This is a genomic window from Novosphingobium sp. TK71 (assembly GCF_055361505.1).
Genome location: NZ_CM143962.1, coordinates 401,962 through 424,459 on the forward strand (window position 1 = coordinate 401,962; position 22,498 = coordinate 424,459).

At 63.3% G+C, this 22,498-nt stretch carries 20 protein-coding genes and 1 other RNA gene; 13 read left to right on the top strand and 8 right to left on the bottom strand.

The genetic code is table 11. The annotated features are described in order from the left end of the window. Positions 1-72 precede the first annotated feature (72 nt). Positions 73-975 (bottom strand): RNA polymerase sigma factor RpoH, encoded by a 903-nt coding sequence (rpoH, locus tag ACXJ16_RS01755; protein WP_132469330.1) that lies wholly within the window; start codon positions 973-975, stop codon positions 73-75. Positions 976-1,069: 94 nt separating this feature from the next. Then, positions 1,070-2,014: an RluA family pseudouridine synthase gene (locus tag ACXJ16_RS01760; RefSeq protein WP_185996960.1), complete on the bottom strand. Its 945-nt coding sequence runs from the start codon at positions 2,012-2,014 to the stop codon at positions 1,070-1,072. An 18-nt stretch (positions 2,015-2,032) separates the two neighbouring features. Between ACXJ16_RS01760 and ACXJ16_RS01765 the strand changes: the two genes are divergently transcribed. The 4 genes from ACXJ16_RS01765 to rnpB all read left to right on the top strand — a co-directional run bounded on the left by ACXJ16_RS01765 (position 2,033) and on the right by rnpB (position 4,313). Next, positions 2,033-2,425 carry a M67 family metallopeptidase gene (locus ACXJ16_RS01765; protein WP_324696192.1) on the top strand — a complete coding sequence of 131 codons (393 nt, stop codon included), beginning with the start codon at positions 2,033-2,035 and terminating at the stop codon, positions 2,423-2,425. Positions 2,426-2,480: 55 nt separating this feature from the next. Next, positions 2,481-3,122 carry a histidine phosphotransferase family protein gene (locus ACXJ16_RS01770; RefSeq protein ID WP_054440630.1) on the top strand — a complete coding sequence of 214 codons (642 nt, stop codon included), beginning with the start codon at positions 2,481-2,483 and terminating at the stop codon, positions 3,120-3,122. Between the two features lie 18 nt (positions 3,123-3,140). Next, on the top strand, positions 3,141-3,845 hold the full coding sequence (locus tag ACXJ16_RS01775) for an N-acetylmuramoyl-L-alanine amidase (protein WP_463921094.1): 705 nt from the start codon (positions 3,141-3,143) through the stop codon (positions 3,843-3,845). A 9-nt stretch (positions 3,846-3,854) separates the two neighbouring features. Further along, positions 3,855-4,313, top strand: an RNA gene (gene rnpB / locus ACXJ16_RS01780) — RNase P RNA component class A. Positions 4,314-4,334: 21 nt separating this feature from the next. Here the strand turns inward: rnpB and ACXJ16_RS01785 are convergent. Continuing rightward, positions 4,335-5,087, bottom strand: coding sequence for a metallophosphoesterase (locus ACXJ16_RS01785; protein WP_367142790.1), 753 nt, complete (start codon positions 5,085-5,087; stop codon positions 4,335-4,337). A 336-nt stretch (positions 5,088-5,423) separates the two neighbouring features. Here ACXJ16_RS01785 and ACXJ16_RS01790 point away from each other — a divergent pair, with 336 nt between their 5' ends. Then, positions 5,424-6,236, top strand: coding sequence for a TorF family putative porin (locus ACXJ16_RS01790; protein ID WP_054440702.1), 813 nt, complete (start codon positions 5,424-5,426; stop codon positions 6,234-6,236). Between the two features lie 84 nt (positions 6,237-6,320). Here ACXJ16_RS01790 and ACXJ16_RS01795 read toward each other — a convergent pair whose 3' ends face one another. Continuing rightward, positions 6,321-7,079: an SIMPL domain-containing protein gene (locus ACXJ16_RS01795; RefSeq protein ID WP_324696187.1), complete on the bottom strand. Its 759-nt coding sequence runs from the start codon at positions 7,077-7,079 to the stop codon at positions 6,321-6,323. Positions 7,080-7,173: 94 nt separating this feature from the next. Here ACXJ16_RS01795 and ACXJ16_RS01800 point away from each other — a divergent pair, with 94 nt between their 5' ends. Next, positions 7,174-7,602 (top strand): VOC family protein, encoded by a 429-nt coding sequence (locus ACXJ16_RS01800; RefSeq protein ID WP_054440621.1) that lies wholly within the window; start codon positions 7,174-7,176, stop codon positions 7,600-7,602. A 39-nt stretch (positions 7,603-7,641) separates the two neighbouring features. Here ACXJ16_RS01800 and nhaA read toward each other — a convergent pair whose 3' ends face one another. Beyond that, positions 7,642-8,829 (bottom strand): Na+/H+ antiporter NhaA, encoded by a 1,188-nt coding sequence (gene nhaA / locus ACXJ16_RS01805; RefSeq protein WP_420719885.1) that lies wholly within the window; start codon positions 8,827-8,829, stop codon positions 7,642-7,644. A 107-nt stretch (positions 8,830-8,936) separates the two neighbouring features. Between nhaA and ACXJ16_RS01810 the strand changes: the two genes are divergently transcribed. The 5 genes from ACXJ16_RS01810 (at position 8,937) to ACXJ16_RS01830 (ending at position 15,119) form a co-directional block, all read left to right on the top strand. Further along, the gene (locus tag ACXJ16_RS01810; protein WP_443477910.1) at positions 8,937-10,370 is read left to right on the top strand and encodes a glycosyl transferase family protein; all 1,434 of its coding nucleotides are present in this window, start codon (positions 8,937-8,939) and stop codon (positions 10,368-10,370) included. Further along, entirely contained in the window at positions 10,367-11,626 is a 1,260-nt protein-coding gene (locus ACXJ16_RS01815; protein ID WP_324696180.1) for a hypothetical protein, read from the top strand. The genes ACXJ16_RS01810 and ACXJ16_RS01815 overlap by 4 nt, the downstream gene beginning before the upstream one ends. A gap of 47 nt (positions 11,627-11,673) precedes the next feature. Continuing rightward, positions 11,674-12,588: a sulfite exporter TauE/SafE family protein gene (locus ACXJ16_RS01820; protein ID WP_054440619.1), complete on the top strand. Its 915-nt coding sequence runs from the start codon at positions 11,674-11,676 to the stop codon at positions 12,586-12,588. 44 nt (positions 12,589-12,632) lie between these two features. Then, the gene (locus tag ACXJ16_RS01825; protein ID WP_132469351.1) at positions 12,633-13,352 is read left to right on the top strand and encodes a TIGR02186 family protein; all 720 of its coding nucleotides are present in this window, start codon (positions 12,633-12,635) and stop codon (positions 13,350-13,352) included. Positions 13,353-13,442: 90 nt separating this feature from the next. Then, positions 13,443-15,119 (top strand): ATP-binding protein, encoded by a 1,677-nt coding sequence (locus ACXJ16_RS01830; protein WP_420719884.1) that lies wholly within the window; start codon positions 13,443-13,445, stop codon positions 15,117-15,119. 3 nt (positions 15,120-15,122) lie between these two features. Here ACXJ16_RS01830 and ACXJ16_RS01835 read toward each other — a convergent pair whose 3' ends face one another. The 3 genes from ACXJ16_RS01835 to ACXJ16_RS01845 all read right to left on the bottom strand — a co-directional run bounded on the left by ACXJ16_RS01835 (position 15,123) and on the right by ACXJ16_RS01845 (position 20,290). Beyond that, positions 15,123-16,553, bottom strand: a complete 1,431-nt coding sequence (locus tag ACXJ16_RS01835) for an MATE family efflux transporter (RefSeq protein ID WP_082370509.1) — start codon at positions 16,551-16,553, stop codon at positions 15,123-15,125. Between the two features lie 7 nt (positions 16,554-16,560). Further along, complete coding sequence (locus tag ACXJ16_RS01840) at positions 16,561-17,307, bottom strand: 7-carboxy-7-deazaguanine synthase QueE (protein WP_463921096.1); 747 nt, start codon at positions 17,305-17,307, stop codon at positions 16,561-16,563. Between the two features lie 301 nt (positions 17,308-17,608). Beyond that, positions 17,609-20,290, bottom strand: a complete 2,682-nt coding sequence (locus ACXJ16_RS01845; protein ID WP_463921097.1) for a valine--tRNA ligase — start codon at positions 20,288-20,290, stop codon at positions 17,609-17,611. Positions 20,291-20,463: 173 nt separating this feature from the next. Between ACXJ16_RS01845 and ACXJ16_RS01850 the strand changes: the two genes are divergently transcribed. Beyond that, positions 20,464-21,579, top strand: coding sequence for an ABC transporter permease (locus ACXJ16_RS01850; protein WP_132469327.1), 1,116 nt, complete (start codon positions 20,464-20,466; stop codon positions 21,577-21,579). After that, positions 21,576-22,490 carry an ABC transporter ATP-binding protein gene (locus ACXJ16_RS01855; RefSeq protein ID WP_082370508.1) on the top strand — a complete coding sequence of 305 codons (915 nt, stop codon included), beginning with the start codon at positions 21,576-21,578 and terminating at the stop codon, positions 22,488-22,490. The genes ACXJ16_RS01850 and ACXJ16_RS01855 overlap by 4 nt, the downstream gene beginning before the upstream one ends. Positions 22,491-22,498 lie beyond the last annotated feature (8 nt).

Here is a 22,498-nt window from a genome sequence, read left to right on the forward strand (position 1 = left end):
GAGCGGCGCCGGCACAAGCAAAACCGGGCCGTCCTGCGGACGACCCGGTCATGCATTTCCGTCAAATGGCGATCAGCCCGCGGGCAGCAGCTTACGATCGCTGGCGATCCGGTTCATCGCCTTTTGCAGCTTTTCGAAAGCGCGCACCTCGATCTGGCGGACGCGCTCGCGGCTGACATGATAGACCTGGCTCAGCTCTTCGAGCGTCTTCGGGTCCTCGGTCAGGCGGCGTTCCATCAGAATGTCACGCTCACGCTCATTGAGGCCGTCCATCGCCTCGACCAGCATGGCGTGGCGAACGGTCGCTTCCTCGGCGTCGGCAACGGTTTCGTCCTGCAACGGGCGATCGTCCGCAAGGATATCCTGCCATTGGCCTTCGCCTTCCTCGCGCAGGGAGACGTTCAGCGAAGCATCGCCGCCCATCATCATGCGCCGGTTCATGTTGACCACTTCCTGCTCGGAGACGCCGAGCGTGGTTGCGATCTTGGCGACGTCGTCAGGGTGAAGGTCGGAATCCTCGTAGGCGTCGAGATTCTTCTTCATCCGGCGCAAGTTGAAGAACAGCTTCTTCTGCGCGGCGGTGGTGCCCATCTTCACGAGAGACCACGAACGCAGGATGTACTCTTGAATCGAAGCCTTGATCCACCACATCGCATAAGTGGCGAGACGGAAGCCCCGATCAGGTTCGAACTTCTTCACGCCCTGCATCAGGCCGATGTTGCCTTCGGAAATGAGTTCCGAAACCGGCAGGCCATAGCCGCGGTAACCCATCGCGATCTTCGCGACGAGGCGAAGATGGCTGGTCACGAGCTGGCCCGCTGCGGCGGGGTCCTCATGCTCCTTGTAGCGCTTGGCGAGCATGTATTCCTGCTCGGGCGCGAGAAGCGGGAACTTGCGGATCTCGGACAGGTAACGGTTGAGGCTCTGCTCACCGCCCAGTGCCGGCACCGCCGGGAGATTTCGTTCCTTGCTCACAATATCCGTCCTTTCCGGTCGGCCCGCGGTCGAAGACCCTTGCGAGGCGTCTTAGCTTGGGGCCACCTTTTCAAGATAGCACATTTATCCGATTTCAGTGTCGCAGTTCATCGATCAGTGTCCGCATGTCGTCGGGAAGCGGGCTGACGAGATGAACGTTCTCTCCAGTAACGGGATGGACGAAGCCAAGTTCCGCGGCATGAAGTGCCTGACGGGAGAAACCGAGTCGCTGGAGAATCGGACGAATCGCTGGAGGTGTACGACCATATACAGGGTCCCCCACTAGCGAATGTCCGATTGACGACATGTGAACGCGGACCTGATGCGTGCGTCCCGTCTCCAGGCGGCATTCCACCAAACTCGCGGTCTTCAGCGATTCTATGGTTCTGTAATGCGTGACCGCATGCTTGCCGCGACCATCCTCGACCAGCGCCATCTTCTTGCGGTTGGAACTGGACCGGCCGATTGCGCCCGTTACCGTGCCCGCCAGCGGAATCGGCCTGCCGGACACGACGGCCCGATAGGCACGTGCGATCGAATGATCGGCGAATTGCGCGGCCAGCCCCTCATGCGCCTTGTCGGTCTTGGCGACGACGAGCAGGCCGGACGTGTCCTTGTCGATCCTATGGACGATTCCCGGACGGGCCACGCCGCCGATCCCGGAAAGCTGGCCCCGGCAGTGATGCAGCAGCGCATTCACCAGCGTGCCGTCGAGATTGCCTGCGGCAGGATGCACGACCAGCCCCGCCGGCTTGTCTACCACGATAAGGTACTCGTCCTCGAACACGACGCTCAGCGGAATGTCCTGCGCCACCGCCTCGGCGGCGGCGGCTTCCGGCACATCGATGGCGAAGGCTGTGCCTCCGGCCACCTTGAGCGAGCCCTGCGAAACCGGTTTACCGGCAAGCGAGACCCGGCCTTCGGCCATAAGCGCCTTGATGCGCTCGCGTGAAAGTCCGCTCGCCTCGGCCAGCGCCTTGTCCAGCCGGCCGCCATCGTTGCCGATCGAACCCTGGATGATGTTTTCGTAAGCCCCCATTGCCTGTAGGATTTGGGGATGAATGTCGAAGTGACAAGTGACGTGATCGCAAGACTGCGTGAAGAATCGTTACGTGCCCATCCGGAGGAGTGCTGCGGCCTGCTCCTGGGCGAGGGTATGCGGGTCGATCGGGCGATTCCGGCGGCGAATGTCGCCGCTGAACCCAACCGTCATTTCGAGATCGATCCCTCGGTTCTGCTCGCCGCCCATCGCGGAGCAAGGCAGGGCGGTCCGCAAGTGCTGGGCTATTATCATTCCCATCCCGTCGGCCATCCCGTGCCATCGGCCACTGATTGCGAACATTCCACCGGGGATTCGCGCGTTTGGGCGATCATCGCGGGCGGGCAGGTTGCTTTCTGGCGCGATACCGGGAATGGATTTGCGCCGATACCATGCCGTATTGTCGGATGAACGTTCGGCAACGGCCTGAACTTGAATGATTACTGCAAAGGGAAGTCCTCGATCCATGACGACGAGCTCGCTCGAACTTGCCAGCCTGCTGTGTTCGCGACTGTGCCATGACATGCTCAGTCCGGTGGGCGCGCTGACCAACGGGTTGGAGCTGCTGGCGGATGAGAAGGACCCGGAGATGCGCCAGCGCTGCTTCGAACTGCTCGACCAGAGCGCTCGGATTTCGGCGGACAAGCTCAAGTTTTTCCGCCTCGCCTTCGGCGCCGCGGGTGGCTTCGGCGACATGGTTCCGGTCAGTGAGGCCCGCGCGCTGATCGATGCGCTCGTTGCCAACAATGCCCGCATCGTGCTGAATTGGGCGCTCGCAAGCGAAATGCTGCCCAAGCCTGCGGTCAAGACGCTGCTGAATTTCGGCCTGATCGGCATCGAGGCGCTGCCGCGCGGCGGTACGCTGGAACTGGCCGCCGAATTTCGCGACGGCGTCAGCGAGATCGTGGTGCGCGCCGTCGGGCCGCGCATCGCTTTCGACCGCGATATCGGCCGCGCCCTTGAAGGGGCGCTGCCCGAGGGCGATCTTTCGAGCCGGACGGCGCCTGCCGCGATGATCCAGCAACTGGCGCACAGTCAGGGTGGTCGCCTGCAATATGCCCTGGCGGAAGATGCTCTCGTGCTTGGCGCCGTGTTGCCGGGGGCCTGATCGGAAGGAGGCAGGACGATGAACCGATGGTTGGTCAATCGCATCGTCAGGTCGCCGAACTGCAACGAGCGCAAGCTGCCGATCTCGATGGTCGTGCTGCACTATACCGGCATGAAGTCGGCCGAAGAAGCGCTTGAGCGGATGTGCGATCCCGAGGCCGAAGTCTCCGCGCATTACATGATCGACGAGGAGGGCACGGTCACTTCCCTCGTCCCGGAGGATCGCCGGGCATGGCATGCCGGGCGATCATACTGGCGCGGGGTGACTGATGTGAATTCCGCTTCGATCGGCATCGAACTGGTGAATCCGGGGCATGAATGGGGATATCGCCCATTTCCCGAGCCGCAGATGGACGCTCTCCTGCCGCTTCTGGCGGACATCATGAACCGTCACGACGTTCCTCGCGCCAATGTGGTCGGCCACTCCGATATCGCGCCTGCCCGCAAGCAGGACCCCGGCGAGTACTTCGACTGGGCGAGGCTGGGCGAACTCGGGCTCGCGCTGGAGATCCCGGCGGCGAAGATGAACCTCTTCTACGACAACCCCGGCGCTTTCTATCTCGCCCTCGAACGCTTCGGTTATGACATCACCGATGGCCGCGCCGCGGTTACGGCGTTTCAGCGGCGTTGGCGTCCGGAATTGATCGATGGCGAGATCGATGGAGAAATCGGCGCAATTCTGTTGGAACTCCTGTTGGAGCGTGACACCGGCCGTGCTAGGTGACCGCTCGCACCGGGGAGCCGGGCAGCCGCGGGCGTCTTCTTGACGCGCGAGGAAAGTCCGGGCTCCACGAAACAAGGGTGGCGGGTAATGCCCGCCGGGCGAGTCGGGTTTTCAGGCCCGGCGAAGCTTAGGGAAAGTGCCACAGAGAGCAGACCGCCTCGCCTCGCAGGGTTCGCCCCTGAATGGCAGGTAAGGGTGAAAGGGTGCGGTAAGAGCGCACCGCGCTTCCGGTAACGGAAAGCGGCATGGCAAACCCCACTCGGAGCAAGACCGAATAGGGGCTGCGCGCTGTCCGCGCTACGAAAGTAGAGCGGCGGCGGGTCTGTTTCGGACCCAGGCAGCCCGGGTTGGTCGCTTGAGCGGCGCAGCAATGCGTCGCCTAGAGGAATGGCTGCCGCCGCGGCGTAAGGTCCCTCCTTGGGGAGACCACGCCAGGAACAGAACCCGGCTTACAGGCTCCCCGGTGCGTTTCTCCCCTTGCGGGGCGGGTCAGGCCGCGACTTGGACGGAGATTCCGCTCTCGTTTTCGCACGCCTGGATGAACCAGCGCTCGCTGCCCTGAAGTCCGATAGCCGTGAGCCGCCCATGCACATAGGCGCCCGTGTCGATGCCCACGCGATTGGCCCGCATTTCCGGTTCCTCGGTGATGGTGTGGCCGTGGACGATGAAGGCCCCGAACTCGCCATTGTGGCTGAGGAAGGGCTCGCGAATCCAGCGGCAGTCGTGACCCAGTTGGTGCTCCAGCGGAGTATCCGGGCGAATCCCGGCATGGACGAACAGATAGTCGCCAAGCCGCACCATCTTCTGGAAGCTGTCGATGAAGTCGAAATCGTCCTGCGGGATGACCTCGATCATGGCGCGTTGAAGATCTTCCAGTTCGGCTTCCATGACGAAGGCCGGATCGAGGCCGTAGGAAAGGATCGTCTCGCGGCCGCCGAACTTCAGGAAACTGCGGAAGGCATCGAGCTTGCGCGCCGCCACCAGAAGCATTTCCTCGTGATTGCCCTGGATGAATTCGACGCGGCGCTTGCTGGCCCATTGCCGGGCGCGCGCAATGACGCCGGCGCTCGCCGGGCCACGGTCGATCAGGTCGCCCAGCAGAACCACGATGCTTTGTGAACTGTCGCGGCCGGCGTTGTCGCGCTCGATCGCGTCGATCAACTGCTCGAACAGGTCGAGCCGGCCGTGGATATCGCCCACGGCATAAGCACGTTGTCCCGGAGGGATGTGAGGAAGCCGCACTTCGGCGGGCCGGCTCAGGAGATTTCTGATTTTCGCAAGCATTAGATACCCGCTCTATTACGAAGACGAACATTAACAAACAAGGAACAGGCGGCAGGGAGGATTCCGCATGGGCCGGACCGTGCCTGATGCGGTCGCAATCATGACCGCCAAGCGGGCAGTGGCAAAAAGTCCACACAACATTGCCCGAATGTTGCTCATCTGAAATTTTTCTTGTGCCGTTGGTTGGTGCGGTGCAGCAATATTGTGCTGCCGCAATCGGGCCCGGGAAGAGGATCGAGGCGGCGGAGCAGGCTGGGACGAGACACCAAAGAAGAATTTAGTGAGGGAATGACCATGCTTATGTCCGTCCGTGGCGCTATCGCCGCCTCTCTTCTTGCGGGTACTGCACTCGCAGCAACACCGGCTTTCGCAGACGAGGCGGACGCCCCCTCGGAAATCACCGTTACCGGCAACGTCGCGCTGACCAGCGACTATCGTTTCCGCGGCGTTTCGCTCTCGGGGGGCGATCTTGCGGTCCAGGGCGGCATTACGGTTTCGCATCAGAGCGGCTTCTATGCCGGTATCTGGTCGTCGTCGCTTCACAGCAGCGAAGTGGACGTCAACGGTGACGGCATCGGCGACGGTTCGGTCTACGGAGACCAGGAACTCGACCTCATGGCTGGCTGGACTGGCGAAGTGACCTCGGGCCTCACGCTCGATGCCGGCCTCCTTTACTACGTCTATCCGAGCGGCAAGATCGGCGATGCCAACTACTGGGAGCCCTACGTCTCGGTGAGCGGCCAGGCCGGACCGGCGAAGCTCAAGGTGGGCGTGGCCTATGACTGGAAGCAGAAGGGCCTGCTCGACAACAATGGCGACAAGTCGGACAACTTCTACGTTTACGGTAACGTCGACGTGGCCATTCCCAATACCCCGGTGACCGTTTCGGGCCATATCGGCTACACCGACGGCGTGCTGTCGCCCTGCTACTACTGCACCGGCACGGGCACGTTCAACGACAAAACCGGCATCGATTATTCGATCGGCGCCTCGATGACGCTGTTCGGCCCGCTTTCCGCCAGCCTCAGCTACGTCGGCGTGAGCGGCGCGGCGATTGACAGCTACACGGACGACACTGTCGTCGCGACGCTGACCGCGTCCTTCTGAACCATCGCATAGGTTAACGCGTTTTGCAGGAGGACCCGCCCGGAGCTTTCCGGGCGGGTTTTTCGTGCCTCTGTGAGAAGGCGGTCAGCGGAGATAGAAATCCACCGTCGTGACAACGCGGACTTTCTTGTAGGGCGTGTCCGAAACACCCCAGCCGCCGCCGGAATCGCCATCCCGCGCCTCTACGGTGAAGTATCCCTGAGTGGCGCCCTTGATGGAGCCGACTTCCGCCCCGCTGTCATTGGCAAACTGCTCCGCGGCGGACCGTGCGTCCTTGGTGGCAGCAGCGACCATGGGCGGCTTGATGTCGTTGAGCTTGGTGAATGTATAGGCCATCCCCGAACCTTCTTCGAGAATGACGCCGCGCCGAACGAGTTCGAACTGACGTCTTACCGCGTCCTGCGCACGCTTGATGTCCTGACTGCGCAAGGTCATCCGCTGACGGACGGTGAAGCTCGCGATGCCGTTGTTGTCCTTGGACTGCGAGACATTGGCGCCCGTCGGCTGGATGGCATCTGCGGGAAAGCCGAGTTCCTTGAAGAAGGTGCGAATCTGCGCCGTATCATTCTCGACGCTCGCCTGCGCTCCGGCAAGGTCGTTGGCGGTGGCCGAGTAGGCGATCGTCCAGGTGGCGAGGTCGGCGGTGACGTCCCGCTCCGCCAGGCCCCGCACGGTAACGGAGCGGTCTGCCCGGTGCGCGCGCTTCAGGCCGTCTCCCAGCAGATAGCCGCCAGCGACAACGCCGATGGCCAGGATGGTCGAGGCGAGAAGCCATCGTCTGGTAGCGGATTCGGCCAAGAAGGTGGTAGAGTGATGAGGGCTCTCTGGGCTATCGTCGGTCATCGCAGCTTCTCCCTGAAGTCCCTCGGAACATGCCGTCAGACGGCTGTATCGTCCATGAACCGTTCTCTACATGCGATGAATTGAAGGAATGCCCGTGACCAAATATCTCCACACCATGATCCGCGTAAGCGATCCGGAAGCCACGATCCGCTTCTTCGAACTGATCGGCCTTCAGGAAACCCGGCGTTTTTCAAGCGAGCAGGGGCGCTTCACGCTGATCTATCTTGCAGTTCCGGGCGAGGAATCCGAGGTCGAGCTGACGTATAACTGGCCGGCCGAGGATGGTTCCGCCGAGGAGTATTCGGGCGGGCGCAACTTCGGGCATCTCGCGTTCCAGGTCGACGATATCTACGCCACCTGCCAGACCTTGGCCGACGCAGGCGTGGTCATCAATCGTCCGCCTCGCGACGGTCACATGGCGTTCGTGCGCACGCCGGACGGCATTTCCGTCGAACTGTTGCAGGATGGCCGGCTGGATCCCGCCGAGCCATGGGCGTCGATGCCGAACGTCGGCGTCTGGTAATTGGGCCTGATCCCTGCCCGTCAGGTGGGCGGGCAGGGATCAGGCCGAGGGCGCTTTCGCGAATCGCAGGATCACGAAGCCCAGAAGGGAAGAGGCCAGCGATCCTGCCAGCACACCCAGCTTGGCTTCATCCACGAGCAGAGGCGTAGTCGGGAAGGCGAGGGCGCCGATGAACAGGCTCATGGTGAACCCGATGCCGCACAATACTGCCGTCCCCCAGAGTTGCAGCCAGCTTGCACCGGCGGGGCGCGGGGCGATGCCCAGGCGGTGCGCCAGATAGATCGCCGCGAATACGCCCGCTTGCTTGCCGATGAAAAGGCCCAGGCCAATGCCCAGGGGCACCGGGGCGAACAGTCCTGCCATGCCGATTCCGGCCAGTGCCACGCCGGCATTGGCAAAACCGAACACAGGCACCACGAGATAGCCGATCCATGGCGCCAGCGCGTGTTCGAGGCGCAGCAGCATGCTGTCTCCGTGCTGTGTTCGCAGCGGGATCGTGAAGGCGAAGAGAACCCCGGCGATCGTCGCGTGAATGCCGGAGTTGAGCACGCAGAACCACAGGCCCAGGCCGAGCGCCAGATAGAGGCTGATGAACTGGATGCGTGCGCGATTGACTGCGAGAAGCGCTGCGAACAGGCCGATCGCGGCCAGCGCCCAACCCAGTTCGATCTGCGCGGTATAGAACAGCGCAATGATAATGACAGCGCCCAGATCGTCGACGATCGCGACCGTCAGCAGGAACAGCCTCAGCGAGGATGGTACCCGCCGGCCAAGCAGTCCTAGCACTCCTACGGCAAAGGCGATGTCCGTGGCGGCAGGGATGGCCCAGCCCCTCTGTTCGGGTTGTTGGGTTCCGGCGGTAATGAGGTAGATCAGCGCGGGCATCGCCATGCCTGCCGCCGCGGCGAGTACCGGCAGGCGGCGCTTTTCGGGGCTCGACAGTTCACCGCCGAGAACCTCGCGCTTTATTTCCAATCCGACCACAAAGAAGAACAAGGCCATCAGTGCGTCGTTGATCCATGCATGAACAGAAGTGAGCCTGGAGATTGGAGTCCAGGGAAGCTCATGATGGAAAAGGGCGTGATAGCCATCACTCAGAGGTGAGTTCGCGGCGGACATCGCCAGTACGGCCATGATGATCAGCAGGATGCCTGAACCTGCTTCACCGCCCATTAACTTTATGAAACGGCGCGCCAATTCATTGGCGTAATGTCTATCCATTCTCATAAACCATGTCGTGAGTGAGTTCCAGGCATCGCCGGGAGGCATGGACCTGCCTGAGAAGAGGTCCGGTAATTCTGATTCCAAGGAGGGGCACCGTGGAACCGGCGGGCATGTTTCAGCAAGGAATTTATTGCCTGCATCTGGTTGAGCAGGAGCTTTTGTTGTTCGCTGCCTTCTGGGTTCTGGTCGGTACGGTCGATGAAATGGCCGTGGATTGCTGCTGGGCCTGGTTCAGACTGTCCGGCCGGGCGAGTACGGGCCGGATTTCCCTCGAGGTCAGCCGGGCGCCGTTGAAGGGACATGCTGCGGTTCTTATCGCTTGCTGGCAGGAAGAACAGGTCATCGCCCATACTATCCGCCATGCCCTTTCCGCGTGGCGGCAAACCGGTTTCACGCTCTACATCGGTTGTTATGGCAACGATTCCGCGACAGTCGCGGCCGCGATGTCGGGGGCGGGGGGTGACAACCGCGTCAGGGTCATCATTCATGACCGCGAAGGCCCGACTACCAAGGCGGATTGCCTGAACCGGCTCTATCATGCGCTGTGCGAGGATGAGCGACGTCGCGGATGCCGCTACCGCAGCGTGCTGCTCCACGATTCCGAGGACATGGTGCATCCCGCGGAGTTGGCCGTTGTCGACGGGGCGCTCGCCAAGGCTGATTTCATTCAATTGCCGGTCCGGCCCGAGCCGCAGGTCAGGTCGCGATGGGTCGGTGGCCATTATCTGGACGAATTCACCGAGGCTCATGCGAAATCACTGGTGGTCCGGGATGTGCTGGGCGCGGCGGTGCCGGCAGCCGGCGTCGGCTGCGGCTTTGCTCGGGATATCCTGGAGCGGATCACGCGTCGGCGCCGGGCTGAAGGCAGCGCCGGACCTTTCGCTGCCGAGTGCCTGACCGAGGATTATGAACTGGGTGTTCTCGTCTGGCGGGAAGGCGGCCGTGCCCGGTTCCTGCGTGTCCGGGATGAGAAGGGGCAACTCGTCGCCACGAGGGCTTATTTCCCCGCGACTTTCGAGGATTCGATCCGGCAGAAGACGCGCTGGGTCCACGGAATTGCCTTTCAGGGGTGGGATCGCCTTGGCTGGAGCCGTCTCGCATGGCGCCGTCCGGGGCGCGTGGGCAAGCTTGCCGATGCCTGGATGGCGATGCGCGATCGCCGCGGCCCGCTGACGGCAATCGTGCTCGCCAGCAGCTATGCGCTGCTCATTGTCGAACTGCTGCTCGGGATCGTGCGGGTGGCGGGATTGGCGGATGAGATACCCGTCCCGAAGTCGCTGAACCCGGTACTGACCATCTGCCTGGCCAGTTTCGTCTGGCGTTGCGGCGTGCGTGCAGGCTTTACCGCGCGCGAGTATGGTGCGTGGGAAGGTGTCTGCGCGATACTGCGCATTCCCGTGGCGAACCTGATCGCCATCTTCGCCGGGCAAAGGGCCCTGGCATCCTACATACGCACGCTGAACGGCGGAATGATCGTCTGGGACAAGACCCGCCACGATGCGCACCCGGCCGCGATGTCGGTAGCCGGAGGGCCGGTCCTGTGAGTGCCTCGACGCGCGTTCGCGGGCAGCCGCTGGTGGCTCTGCTCGCGGTTCTTGCAGGGTGGGCCGGAGGCCGGATCTCGACATGGGAATCGCCCTTGCAGCTTGCATCGCCTGCGGCCCAGCAGGCAGAGGCTGCCGTACCAGGGCCGCAGACGGAAGGGGGCTTCTTCCTCGACCAGAAAGCCGGACCGCAGAGCCCGCCACTGAGTGATCAGGACTACTATTCGGGCAATGGATACGGGCCGGACGCGTTCGGCTATATGCCTGCGGGCATGGTTCAGCCGAGTAACGGGTACTTTCAGGCATTATGGCCGGCTTCGCGCCGCCGACCGAGATCGTCAGCAATCGACCCTCGCGGTGCATGGTACGGTCCTAACGGGAACTCGGCCGAACCCGGCGGTTGGTATGGCATTGACCGCCTGACCGATCGTTACCCGACAGGGCAGCAGTTCCCAGCGGATCATGGCGAGGGCGGACTGACGTTCGATCGGCGAGAAGGACTTCCTGCCGGATTTTCCTCGCTTTCGAGCTTCGCCGCCCAGCCCTATCCGTCCGGTTCGGTTGCGACAGGGCCGATCGCAAGCCAGCTCAAGCCCCGGCGCTGGTCGGCCGACAGTTGGGCGCTCATGCGCAAAGGGGGCTCGGGGCCGCTGGTGATCGGCGCCATGCCCGCGACTTACGGGGCAAGTCAGGCGGGCGCCGTGCTGCGCTACAGACTCGCCATGCGCGCACGCTACAATCCGGTCATCTATATGCGAACGACGTCAACCCTGGGACAGCAGATGCGGGAAACCGCTGCCGCAGTCGGATTTTCCGCGCGGCCTTTTCCGTCAATTCCTGTGATCGGCGCAGTCGAGGGAAGGCTGACGGAGCAGGCCGGGCGGCGGCGACTTCAGCCCGTGGTAATGGCGGTAACCGAATTTCCGACTTTCAGGATGCCTGCCGATTTTCGCGGAGAGGCCTACCTGCAGGCAGGCTATGTCGCGGGGAAGTTCGCCACGCCCTTTGCTGACGGGCAAGTCCGTGTGGATCGCCGTCTGCTGCAGCTCGGACCGGTTGAGACGAGAGTCGGTGCCGGTCTGTGGGGCGGCGCGCAGAGAGGGGCCGGGCGGCTTGATGCAGGGCCATCGGCAGCGGTTGCATTCCCGCTTGGCAGAGGGACTTTCGGCCGCCTAGCCGTCGATTGGCGGTTTCGTGTCATCGGAGATGCGCAGCCGGGTTCGGGGCCTGCGCTGACTCTATCCGCAGGTTTCTGATTCCCGGCTTTCCTCGGACTTGATGCTGCGGTAGCGAGAGGGGTGGAATGGATGTCTATCTCCCCATAGCCAATCTCTCGGTCAACGGGATCATCATCGTTGGACTAGGAGCGATCACTGGCCTGCTTTCGGGCATGTTCGGCGTGGGCGGCGGGTTTCTCACCACGCCGCTGATGATCTTCTACGGCATCCCGCCCACGGTGGCGGCCGCCTCGGCGGCCAGTCAGGTGACGGGGGCAAGCGTTTCGGGCGTTTTCGCCCATACCCGGCGCGGCGGCGTGGATTATCACATGGGCACGGTCATGGTTGCCGGGGGCATCATTGGCACCGGTATCGGCGCCCTGCTGTTCAGCCTGCTGCAGCGGCTCGGCCAGATCGATACGGTCATCAATATCCTCTACGTACTGATGCTCGGCTCCATTGGCGGTCTGATGGCCAAGGAGAGCATCCAGACCATCCGGGCCGAGCGTTCCGGCATTCCCATCGCGGCAAGAAAGCGGCGGCACCATCCGATGGTTGCAAGCTTGCCGATGCGGTGGCGGTTCTATCGCTCGGGTCTCTACATCTCGCCTTTGGCACCGCTCCTGCTGGGAATCGGCACAGGCATCCTGACAATGCTGATGGGGGTCGGCGGCGGCTTCATTCTCGTGCCGGCGATGCTCTATATCCTGGGCATGAGTGCCAACGTCGTCGTGGGCACTTCGCTGTTCCAGATCCTGTTCGTCACTATGGCCACCACGATGATGCATTCCATGACCACACATGCGGTGGACATCGTGCTGGCCTCCCTGTTGCTGCTGGGCTCGGTGACGGGCGCGCAACTTGGCGCGCAGTTCGCCCAGAAAGCCAGTCCGGTGAAGCTGCGCCTGGTGCTTGCCATCATCGTGCTGCTGGTTGCCGGACGGATGGCCATCGGGCTGGGTTACCGTCCGGATGAGATCTACACGGTTGCCCCCCTGTGAAGGACCGGCTTGTTTCGGCAGGTTTCGCACTGGCCGCATTGGTCATGCTGGGAGGTGCCCGGGACCCCATCCTCGTACCTGAAATATCGCAGCACGAAGTAGACCTGCAACAGGGGTTCACCGGAACCGAACTGCTGCTGTTCGGTGCGATCCTGACGCCGGAAGGGTCGCGCGCGGCGCAGGACTACGACATCGTCATCGTGCTGAAGGGGCCGACGCAGTCGATCGTCCTGCGTGAGAAGCAGAAGGTCGCGGGCATCTGGATCAATGCCGACAGTACGGAGCTTCGCTCGGCACCTTCCTATTATGCGTTCGCTTCTACCCGGCCGATCAAAGATATCGTCGACGACAAGACGGCGGCGATTTACGAACTCGGCCTGAAGTGGCTGCAACTTTCGCCGATCGGCGCCATCGATCCCGCTGAGCAGACCCGCTTTTCCGATGGGCTCGTCGATCTCAATCGCCGCAATGGCCTGTATCGCGAAGAGGAGGGCGGGGTGAAGGTGAGTGAGCAGGTGCTCTATCAGGCCCGCATCGGCCTACCCTCGCGAGTGCCGACCGGGACTTATACGGCCGAGACTTTCGCGATTTCAAAGGGGCGTGTCGTTGCTTCGGCCAGCAGCCAGGTGCAGGTCCGCAAGCAGGGTTTCGAACTGGCCATCGCCGACTTCTCCGAAAATTACGGCTTTGCCTATGGCTTGCTGGCGGTCCTGGTGTCCGTGGGCATGGGTTGGCTTGCCGGACGCCTGTTCGCCTTGCGTTGAGTTTGAGCGAAGCAAGGGCTTAGCCGGAAATTAACTGTGCCGGACTAGCCATGCCCGACGAATTTTCTGTTCGGGGGCTTGATGAATCAGATGCGAGTGGAAGGCTTCGATCCCGCGCGGACGTCGCAGGGAGAGCAGCTTGCGCCGAATGCGGCGCGAAGCGATACCGGTCGGGAGCCGATCGGTGTGGTGCTCGAGATTTCCGGCGCCGGAACCCGCATCGCCTTCGACCTCAACCGCCTGGCCGAAACGGCGCAGGATAACGATCCCTGCGTTGCGACTTCGGGGCAGGTGGGGAACCAGATCAAGATCCGCGTCGGTCGCGGCTGGTTGCTTGCCAGCGTGCGGAACCAGAAAAGCGACAACGCCATTCCCGGAGGCATCGTCGCCGAGGCGGACTTTCTGGGCGAGGGCCTGGAAGAGCGTCTGACCGGGCGGATCCATGGTTTCAGGCGCGGTGTCACCCGCTATCCCACTCCGGGAGCATTGGTCTATCCCGCGAGCACTGACGATTTGCGGCAGATCTACGCCAGTGACGGGCGCAAAGCGATCCAGATCGGCAATGTCTATCCGACCAACGACATTCGTGCCGGGCTCTATGTCGACGCTCTGCTGGGCAAGCACTTCGCGCTGTTGGGATCGACCGGTACCGGCAAGTCCACTGGCGCGTCGCTGATTCTGCACCGTATCTGCGAGCAGGCGCCGGAAGGCCATGTCATCATGATCGACCCGCATGGCGAATATGCCGCGGCCTTCCGCAATACGGGTGTGATCCTCGACGTTTCGAACCTGCAGATGCCCTACTGGTTGATGAACTTCGAGGAGCACTGCGAGATATTCGTCACCTCGCATGGCGATGACCGGCAGCTCGATTGCGAAATTCTCGGCCGCTGCCTGATGGAAGCGCGTTTGCGAAACCGGCTCGCCGAGCAAGTGGGCAAGATCACCGTGGATTCGCCGATCCCCTATCTGCTTTCCGACCTGTCGGTCATTCTCGGCAATCACATGGGCAAGCTCGACAAGGGACATTCCAGTGCCCCTTACTTGCGGCTCAAGAACAAGCTCGACGAGCTGAAGGGCGATCCGCGCTACCAGTTCATGTTCTCGGGCATGCTGGTGGGCGATACGATGACGGAGTTCGTCTCCAAACTGTTCCGCCTGCCTTCGCGCGGCCGGCCGATCTCGATCATCGACGTTTCCGGCGTGCCTTCGGACATCACCAGCACCGTGGTCGCCGTGATAAGTCGCCTGGTGTTCGACTTCGCCGTCTGGGCGCGGGAGGAGAAGACGAGGCCGATCCTGCTCGTTTGCGAGGAAGCGCATCGCTACGTTCCCAGCGAAAAGAACGCCGACGGTTCCTCTGTCGGGCGCATTCTCTCCCGCATTGCCAAGGAAGGCCGCAAGTACGGCATCTCGCTGGGCCTGATCACCCAGCGTCCGTCCGACCTTGCCGAGGGCGTGCTCTCGCAGTGCGGGACGATCATCTCGATGCGTCTCAACAACGAGCGTGACCAGGCCTTCGTCCGGGCGGCCATGCCGGAAGGCGCGCGCGGGTTCCTCGATTCGATTCCGGCACTGCGCAACCGCGAATGCATTATCTGCGGCGAGGGCGTGACGATCCCGATCCGCGCCTCGTTCGATGAACTCGAGGAATTCAAGCGCCCGGCCTCGGCCGATCCCTCCTTCACCGAGCTGTGGAGCAGTTCGGGCGGGGAGGAGGAGATGGTCCTGCGCACGGTACAGCGGTGGCGCGCGCAGGGGCGGTGACGGCTACACCGTGAAGTCGGCGCGCCACTTGCCCCAGCGGTAATAGCCGACGGTGAAGGCCACCGTCAGCACCGAACCGACCGGATAGGCCCACCACACCGCCTCGCTGCCGATGAACGGGCGGGCAAGGTAGTAGAAGCCGAGGCGGCCGGGATAGAGGCCCAGGAACATGATGACGAGCGGGGCCACCACCGCGCCATAGGCGCGCATGGTCCCGGTCAGGATCATCGTGATCGAGACGATCACGAAGCTGGCCGTGCAGACGAGCTGGATGTGCTCGGCAATGGGCATGGCCGGGCTGTCGCCGCCGAGGAACAGGGCGAGCAGGGGCCGGTCGAACGCCACGATCAGTGCCGCCACCAGCGTGGAGAAGGCGAGATTCGCGACGAGGCCCACCTCTGTCACCTTGCCCACGCGCTTGTGGTCGCCCGCACCCAATGACTGTGCCACCATGGCGCTGACCGCTGAGCCGATAGCGAAGGCGGGCATCTGGAGGTAGTTCCACAATTGCAGCGAGGCGCCGTAGGCGGCCGCCGCATCCAGGCCTTCGCGATTGACGAGGCTGACCATGATGAGGCCGGCGGAAGAGACCAGCAGCATCTGCGCGCCCATCGGCAGGCCTTTGAGGATGACATAGGCCAGTTCGGCGCCGCGCGGGGCAAGGTAGCCCAGTTCCGGGCCGCGCAGGCGCATCGGCAGGTCCTGCCGGTAAATGCGCCAGAGCTGGTAGATGAGCCCGGCAAAGTTCGCGAAAGCCGTCGCCATGGCGGAGCCGGCGATGCCGAGCGCGGGGATCGGGCCGGGCCCGATGATGAGCAGCGGATTCAGCACGATATCGAGCGCAACTGTCAGGATCATCGCGTAGAGCGGGGTCTTGGAATCGCCCGCGCCGCGCATGCCCATCGAGACCATCATCGACATCGAGCCGAGCGGGATGGTCACGAAGATAACGCGCAGGTACGCGAGCGCCTCGATCCGGCTGGCGTCCGGCGTGCCCAGCGAATGGAGCAGGGCGTCCGCGCCAAGCCAGCCGCCGAGGCCGCAGAGCCCCGACAGCAGGAAGCAGAAGCCCAGGCCCGATCCGAAAGTCTTGCGCGCCGCGTCGATATCGCGCGCGCCGAAGTGCTGGCCCACGCGTACCGTCGTGGCCATGCCGAAGCCGAAGACCAGTGCGAACAGCAGGAACATGATGACATTGGCATTGGCCGTTGCCGCCAGCGCCGCTTCGCCCAGCAGCCGACCCACCCAGATCGCGTTGACCGATCCGTTCAGGGTCTGGAGAACGTTGGAAATCAGCATGGGGATCGAGAAGAGCATCAGCGTCTTCAGGATCGGCCCTTGCGTGAGGTCGCCTTTCATCCGCGCCATTTGCGCCGGGGTAGGTGCTTCCTCGGGTTCTGTTTCCCCGGTCGGGATCGGCGATGCCTCGTTCATTTGCCCCTCAAGTTCCCCGCGTATCGCCCCAGATATGAATGTGCAGGCGGTCGGTGAAGCGATAGCCTTCCTGCGTGCAGATATCCGAGAGCCAGCCTGACCGCTGCCGGATAACATCGCTGGAGCGACCCTCGGGCATCAGGAATATCCGCTCTGCGGGAATGGCGTAGCGCTGCTGGAGCGCGCGGACCTCGTCCACGTCGGCAGGTTCGGCCACCACGAACTTGAACCATGCACGCGGTTCGGCCGCCCAGGCCGCCAGTCGTTCCGGCACCAGCGCGAGCTCGGCCGGATTGCCGCTGTGCGAAAGTTTCGGGCTGACGTTGTACTGCTGCACCCGCGCATCGAGCGCCGCATGCGGGGCCACAGATCCGTTGGTTTCGATTTCGACATGCATCCCCGGCCGCGCGTCGTCCAGCGCGACCAGCATCCGCGCCAGTTGCGGGCCCTGAAGCAGCGGCTCGCCCCCGGTCACGACAAGGCGATCTGGCGGCAGGTCGGCCACCATGCGCGCTACGTCGGCCTCTTCGGCCATGACCTGATTGGCCTTGCGTTCGAAAGCCAGATCGTCGCGGTGGAAGCGATTGTCGCCCGTGAAGCGCCATGTGTACGCGGTGTCGCACCACTGGCAGGCGAGATTGCAGCGCGACAGCCGGACGAACGTGCTCGGCCGCCCCATGCTGGCGCCTTCGCCCTGAAGCGAAGCGAACACTTCGGGTTCGCCGGGAGTGGTGGTGGCAAGGGCAAGAGTCACGGATCGTCTCGGTGTAAGATTACGATTTTGAGGGGCGAGGTTGACACAGTTTACACGGTCCAGAGGGAAAAGTGTCACCTTGCGTCGAGGGTGTCACCTTGTGTCTGGCTTCGTGGAGAAAGGGTAGGGCGTTCACGCGCGCGAAAGTGTCAGATGCGTGAGGTGTAGGAAAACGAATAAGAGAGAAGTCCTGGGGGATGATCTCCCAGACCCTCGGAATGTCTGCGTCGTGCCCGGCCTCGCCGTTGCGCGCTATTGGGGGTGCAGGGGGTCTAGACCCCCTGCCTTAACCCTTACTTCTTCAACCCAGTCGCACCAGCGCCGCGGCCAGACGCTCGGCCTCTGCGGAGTGATGGGCATGGTCGGCACGGGCCTTATCGATGGCCTCCGGCTTGGCCTTCTCTACGAAGGCCGGGTTGCCCAGACGCTTGTCGAGCGAGTCCCGTTCCTTGACCGAAGCGGCCATGGCTTTTTCCAGACGGGCCTTCTCCGTGGCGATGTCGATCACGCCTTCCAGCGGGATCGCCAGCGTCGCATCGCCCGCGCCCACCTGCATGGCGGCACCGGCCGGAGCCGCTTCGAACACAATCGCATCCAGACGCGCCAGACGGTCGATAACCGTGCCGTTACGCCCGATCACCGCGCGGGTCGCGTCCGAGGGATTGGCGACATAGGCGGTAAGGCGCGCGCCCGGCGCGATGCCGAGTTCGGACTTGGCACCGCGCAAGTTGCCGATCAGCGCGATCAGCCATTCGACTTCGGCCTTGGCCTCGGCGTCCACCGAGGCTTCCGGCGCGGGCCATGCGGCGACGATCAGGTCCTGTTCGCGCGCGCCCATCTTGCTCCACAGCTCTTCGGTGACGAAGGGCATGAAGGGGTGGAGCATGACGAGGATCTGGTCGAGCACCCAGCCTGCGACGGCCTTGGTCTCTTCGTCGAAGTTGCCCTTGATCAGTTCGATGTACCAGTCGCAGAACTGGTTCCACACGAAGTGGTAGATCGCATTGGCAGCCGCGTCGAAGCGCAGGTCGGCCATGGCCTTGTCCAGCGCGGCAACGGTTTCAACGACTTCGCCGATGATCCACTTGTTGACGGCGGAAGTGGCTTCGGGCGCCTTGATCGAGGTGCTGGCGACGATGCCGTTGGACTGGCAGAAACGCGCGGCGTTCCAAAGCTTCGTGGCGAAGTTGCGGTAACCCTCCACGCGCTTTTCATCCATCTTCACGTCGCGGCCCTGGCTTTCCATGGCGGCCATGAAGAAGCGCAGCGCGTCGGCGCCGTACTTGTCGATCAGGCCCAGCGGATCGACCACGTTGCCCTTGGACTTCGACATCTTCTGGCCGTCGGCAGCACGCACCAGCCCATGGAGGTAGAGCCGCTTCCACGGCACTTCCTTCATGAAGTGAATGCCCTGCATCGCCATGCGCGCATCCCAGAAGAACAGGATGTCGAAGCCGGAAACCAGCAGGTCGTTCGGGTAGTGCTTCTTCAGCAGCGGCGCATCTTCATCCGGCCAGCCGAGCGTGGCGAAAGGCCAGAGCGCGGAGGAGAACCAGGTGTCGAGGACGTCCTCGTCGCGGGTCAGCTTCTTGTTGCCGGCCTGCGCCTGTGCTTCTTCTTCGGTTTCGGCGACGAAGATCTCGCCGTCCTCGCTGAACCACGCCGGAATGCGGTGGCCCCACCAGAGCTGACGCGAGACGCACCAGGGTTGGATGTTTTCCATCCAGTTGAAGAAGGTCTTTTCCCAGGTCTTGGGAACGATCTCGATCGCGCCGGAGCGGACGGCTTCCAGCGGCGGGCCGGCCAGCGTCTGCGCATCGACGTACCACTGATCGGTCAGCCAGGGCTCGATCACCACGCCGCTGCGGTCGCCGAACGGGGTCTGGATCACGCGGTCCTCGACCTTTTCGAGCAAGCCGTCGTTATCGAGCCACTCGACGATCGCCTTGCGCGCCTCGAAGCGGTCCATGCCGATGAACTGCGAAGGCACGAGGCCGTCCTGCGTCTGGCAGACCTTGGCATCGGCATCGAGCATGTTGAGCATGTCGCCGGCCTTGAAGCCGGCGCGCTTGCCGACCTCGAAGTCGTTGAAGTCATGACCCGGGGTGATCTTCACTGCGCCCGAGCCCAGTTCGGGATCGGCGTGCTCGTCCGCGACGATGGGAATCTCGCGGCCGGTGAGCGGCAGGGTGACGGTGGCGCCGCGCGCCAGCAGTTCCTTGTAGCGCTCGTCCTCGGGATTAACCGCGACGGCCATGTCGGCCAGCATCGTTTCCGGGCGGGTGGTGGCGACGTGGATATGGCCCGAACCGTCCGAAAGCGGATACTTGATGTGCCAGAAGTGGCCGTTGGTCTCGCGCGTTTCGACCTCAAGGTCGGAAATGGCGGTGCGGAACTTCGGGTCCCAGTTCACCAGGCGCTTGTCGCGATAGATCAGGCCCTGCTTGTGCAGGTCCACGAAGACCTTGACCACGGCCTTGGTGAAGTGCGGATCCATCGTGAACTGCTCGCGGCTCCAGTCCATCGAGCAGCCGAGGCGGCGCAGCTGACCGGTGATGGTGCCGCCGGATTCGGCCTTCCATTCCCAGACCTTCTCGATGAACTGTTCACGCGTGTAATTCGCGCGCTTGTCCTGTTTCGCCTCCATCTGGCGCTCGACCACCATCTGGGTGGCGATGCCGGCATGGTCGGTGCCGACCACCCAGAGAGCGTCCTTGCCCTTCAGGCGCTCGTGACGGATCACGATGTCCTGCAGCGTATTGTCCAGCGCGTGGCCGATGTGGAGCGAGCCGGTAACGTTCGGCGGCGGGTTCACGATGGTGAACGGCTGCGCGTCGGCGCGCTCGGGGCGGAACAGCCCTTCGCTTTCCCAATGCTGGTACCACTTCGCCTCGATCTGGGCGGGGTCGAAGGTCTTGGCCAGCCCAGATTCGGGCCCAGCTTCGAGGGTGCCTTCGGGTGCGGTTTCTGGAGTGTCGGTCATGGCGCGGCGCTTTGCCAGTGCGGCGCTTCGCGCGCAAGTCTCCGTAAGTTCACCCGCGCAGATGCGCGCGCGAGGCAGATTGCTCCACTACGGTTGCAATTGCGAAATGAACAATCTGCCGCACCGGGGGAACCCCTTGCCGGTACAGGCATTTTCCCCCAATACGAGCGCACATGCGGGAATGGGCTGAATTCACTCTGTCGGAAAGCGACCAGGATGGCGTCCAGACCGTGGCGCTGAAGGGGCCCTTGCGCGTTCATTCGCTGGGTAACCTTGGGGCCAAGCTGGCCGCGCTGCACGGGCCGTTCGCCCGGGTGGACATGTCCGGCGTAACCGATATCGACACGACCGGCGCCTGGCTCGTCTGCCGCTATGCCAGCGAGCATGACCTCGAAGTGATCGGCCAGAGCGAGCAGGCGAAACGCCTGTTCGCCGCCATCGGCAAGGTGCCGGAGGAAGAGGCGGACATCGAACCGGAGCAGCCGCTGCTGCTGCGCACGGTGGGCGAACTCGGCGATCTCGTGGTCGGCTGGGGGCACGGGCTGATCCGCTCGGTGGGTTTCCTCGGCGAACTGATCTCGGCGCTGGGCACCGCCATCCGCCATCCATCGCGGCTGCGCGGCACGGCGCTGGTGCATCACATGCAGCATGTGGGCATCAACTCGCTGTGGATCATCGGGTTGATGAGCTTCCTGATCGGCATCGTCATCGCCCAGCAGGGCGCGGTGCAGCTCGCGCAGTTCGGTGCGGAAATCTACACCATCAACCTCACCGGCCGCCTTGCGATGCGCGAACTGGGCATTCTGATGACCGCAATCATGGTCGCGGGGCGATCCGGGTCGGCCTTCGCCGCGCAGATCGGCACGATGAAGCTGACCGAGGAAGTGGACGCCATGCGCACCATCGGCGTTTCGCCGATGCAGGCGCTGGTCGTTCCGCGGGTGCTGGCGGCGATGCTGATGATGCCGCTGCTGGGGTTCTATTCCACCGTTCTGGCGATCATCGGCGGCGCCTTCATCGCCAATTTCGCGCTCGACATTCCGTTCTGGACCTTCCTTCAGCGCACCCAGGAAGTGGTGCCGATCACCGATGTGTGGGTCGGGCTGATCAAGGCGCCGGTCTTTGCGCTGATCGTCGCGCTCGCCGGTTGCTACCAGGGCATGCAGGTGACCTCCAACGCAGAGGAAGTCGGCGCGCGCACTACCCAGGCGGTGGTCACGGCGATCTTCACGGTGATCGTGCTCGACGCCTTCTTCGCCATCTTCTTCACCAAGATCGGCTGGCAATGAGCGAAACCGCAAGCCTCGAGGCCGAACGGCCCATGCCGGGCGACAATCCCGCCGACGAATTTCCCATCGTCGTCGAGGGGCTGCGCAACGTCTTTGGCGAGCATGTCATTCACGACGATCTCTCGCTCAAGGTCCGCAGGGGCGAAATTCTCGGCGTCGTCGGTGGTTCGGGCACCGGCAAATCGGTGCTGATGCGCTCGATCATCGGCCTGCAGCAGCCTGCCGAGGGCGAGATCACCGTGCTCGGCCACCGCATGGGCGATTCCACCGACGAGGAAGGGATCGACTTGCGCTCGCGCTGGGGCGTGCTGTTCCAGGGAGGGGCCCTGTTTTCGACCCTGACCGTGGGCGAGAACGTGGAAGTGCCGCTCAAGCAGTTCTATCCCGAGATCGACGATACCCTGCGCAGCGAGATCGCCCGCTTCAAGGTGCGCCTCGCCGGGTTGGCCGAGGAATCGGCCTTCAAGTATCCGAACGAGCTTTCGGGCGGCATGAAGAAGCGCGCCGGCCTCGCGCGGGCGCTGGCGCTCGACCCTGAACTGCTGTTCCTCGACGAGCCGACCGCGGGCCTGGATCCGATCGGTGCGGCCGCTTTCGACGGTCTGACGCGCGAACTGGCCGATACGCTGGGCCTGACGGTGTTCCTCATCACGCACGATCTCGACACGCTTCACGCCATCTGCGACCGCGTGGCGGTGCTGGCGGACAAGCAGGTGATCGCCGTGGGTACGATCCCCGAACTTCTCGCGCTCGATCACCCGTGGATACAGGAATACTTCAACGGCCCGCGCGGCCGTGCCGCGCTCGGCGCGAAGGACGAGATTTCGATGCAGCATGACGCGCCGGTCGCGCAGGACGGTCCCGCCCCCGAGGCGCCGACCCTGAATACTACCAACGAAAGCGGGGCATAGGGCACACA

Bases quoted from the DNA above. Each gene is read 5' to 3' on its own strand.
- ACXJ16_RS01795 (WP_324696187.1), bottom strand. From the start codon at position 7,079: ATGACCGACGATAGCCCAGAGAGCCCTCATCACTCTACCACCTTCTTG.
- ACXJ16_RS01855 (WP_082370508.1), top strand. From the start codon at position 21,576: ATGAGCGAAACCGCAAGCCTCGAGGCCGAACGGCCCATGCCGGGCGAC.
- ACXJ16_RS01845 (WP_463921097.1), bottom strand. From the start codon at position 20,290: ATGACCGACACTCCAGAAACCGCACCCGAAGGCACCCTCGAAGCTGGG.
- ACXJ16_RS01835 (WP_082370509.1), bottom strand. From the start codon at position 16,553: ATGAACGAGGCATCGCCGATCCCGACCGGGGAAACAGAACCCGAGGAA.
- ACXJ16_RS01765 (WP_324696192.1), top strand. From the start codon at position 2,033: ATGAATGTCGAAGTGACAAGTGACGTGATCGCAAGACTGCGTGAAGAA.
- ACXJ16_RS01820 (WP_054440619.1), top strand. From the start codon at position 11,674: ATGGATGTCTATCTCCCCATAGCCAATCTCTCGGTCAACGGGATCATC.
- ACXJ16_RS01760 (WP_185996960.1), bottom strand. From the start codon at position 2,014: ATGGGGGCTTACGAAAACATCATCCAGGGTTCGATCGGCAACGATGGC.
- nhaA (WP_420719885.1), bottom strand. From the start codon at position 8,829: ATGAGAATGGATAGACATTACGCCAATGAATTGGCGCGCCGTTTCATA.
- ACXJ16_RS01825 (WP_132469351.1), top strand. From the start codon at position 12,633: ATGCTGGGAGGTGCCCGGGACCCCATCCTCGTACCTGAAATATCGCAG.
- ACXJ16_RS01775 (WP_463921094.1), top strand. From the start codon at position 3,141: ATGAACCGATGGTTGGTCAATCGCATCGTCAGGTCGCCGAACTGCAAC.
- ACXJ16_RS01850 (WP_132469327.1), top strand. From the start codon at position 20,464: ATGCGGGAATGGGCTGAATTCACTCTGTCGGAAAGCGACCAGGATGGC.
- ACXJ16_RS01770 (WP_054440630.1), top strand. From the start codon at position 2,481: ATGACGACGAGCTCGCTCGAACTTGCCAGCCTGCTGTGTTCGCGACTG.
- ACXJ16_RS01830 (WP_420719884.1), top strand. From the start codon at position 13,443: ATGCGAGTGGAAGGCTTCGATCCCGCGCGGACGTCGCAGGGAGAGCAG.
- ACXJ16_RS01790 (WP_054440702.1), top strand. From the start codon at position 5,424: ATGCTTATGTCCGTCCGTGGCGCTATCGCCGCCTCTCTTCTTGCGGGT.
- ACXJ16_RS01810 (WP_443477910.1), top strand. From the start codon at position 8,937: ATGTTTCAGCAAGGAATTTATTGCCTGCATCTGGTTGAGCAGGAGCTT.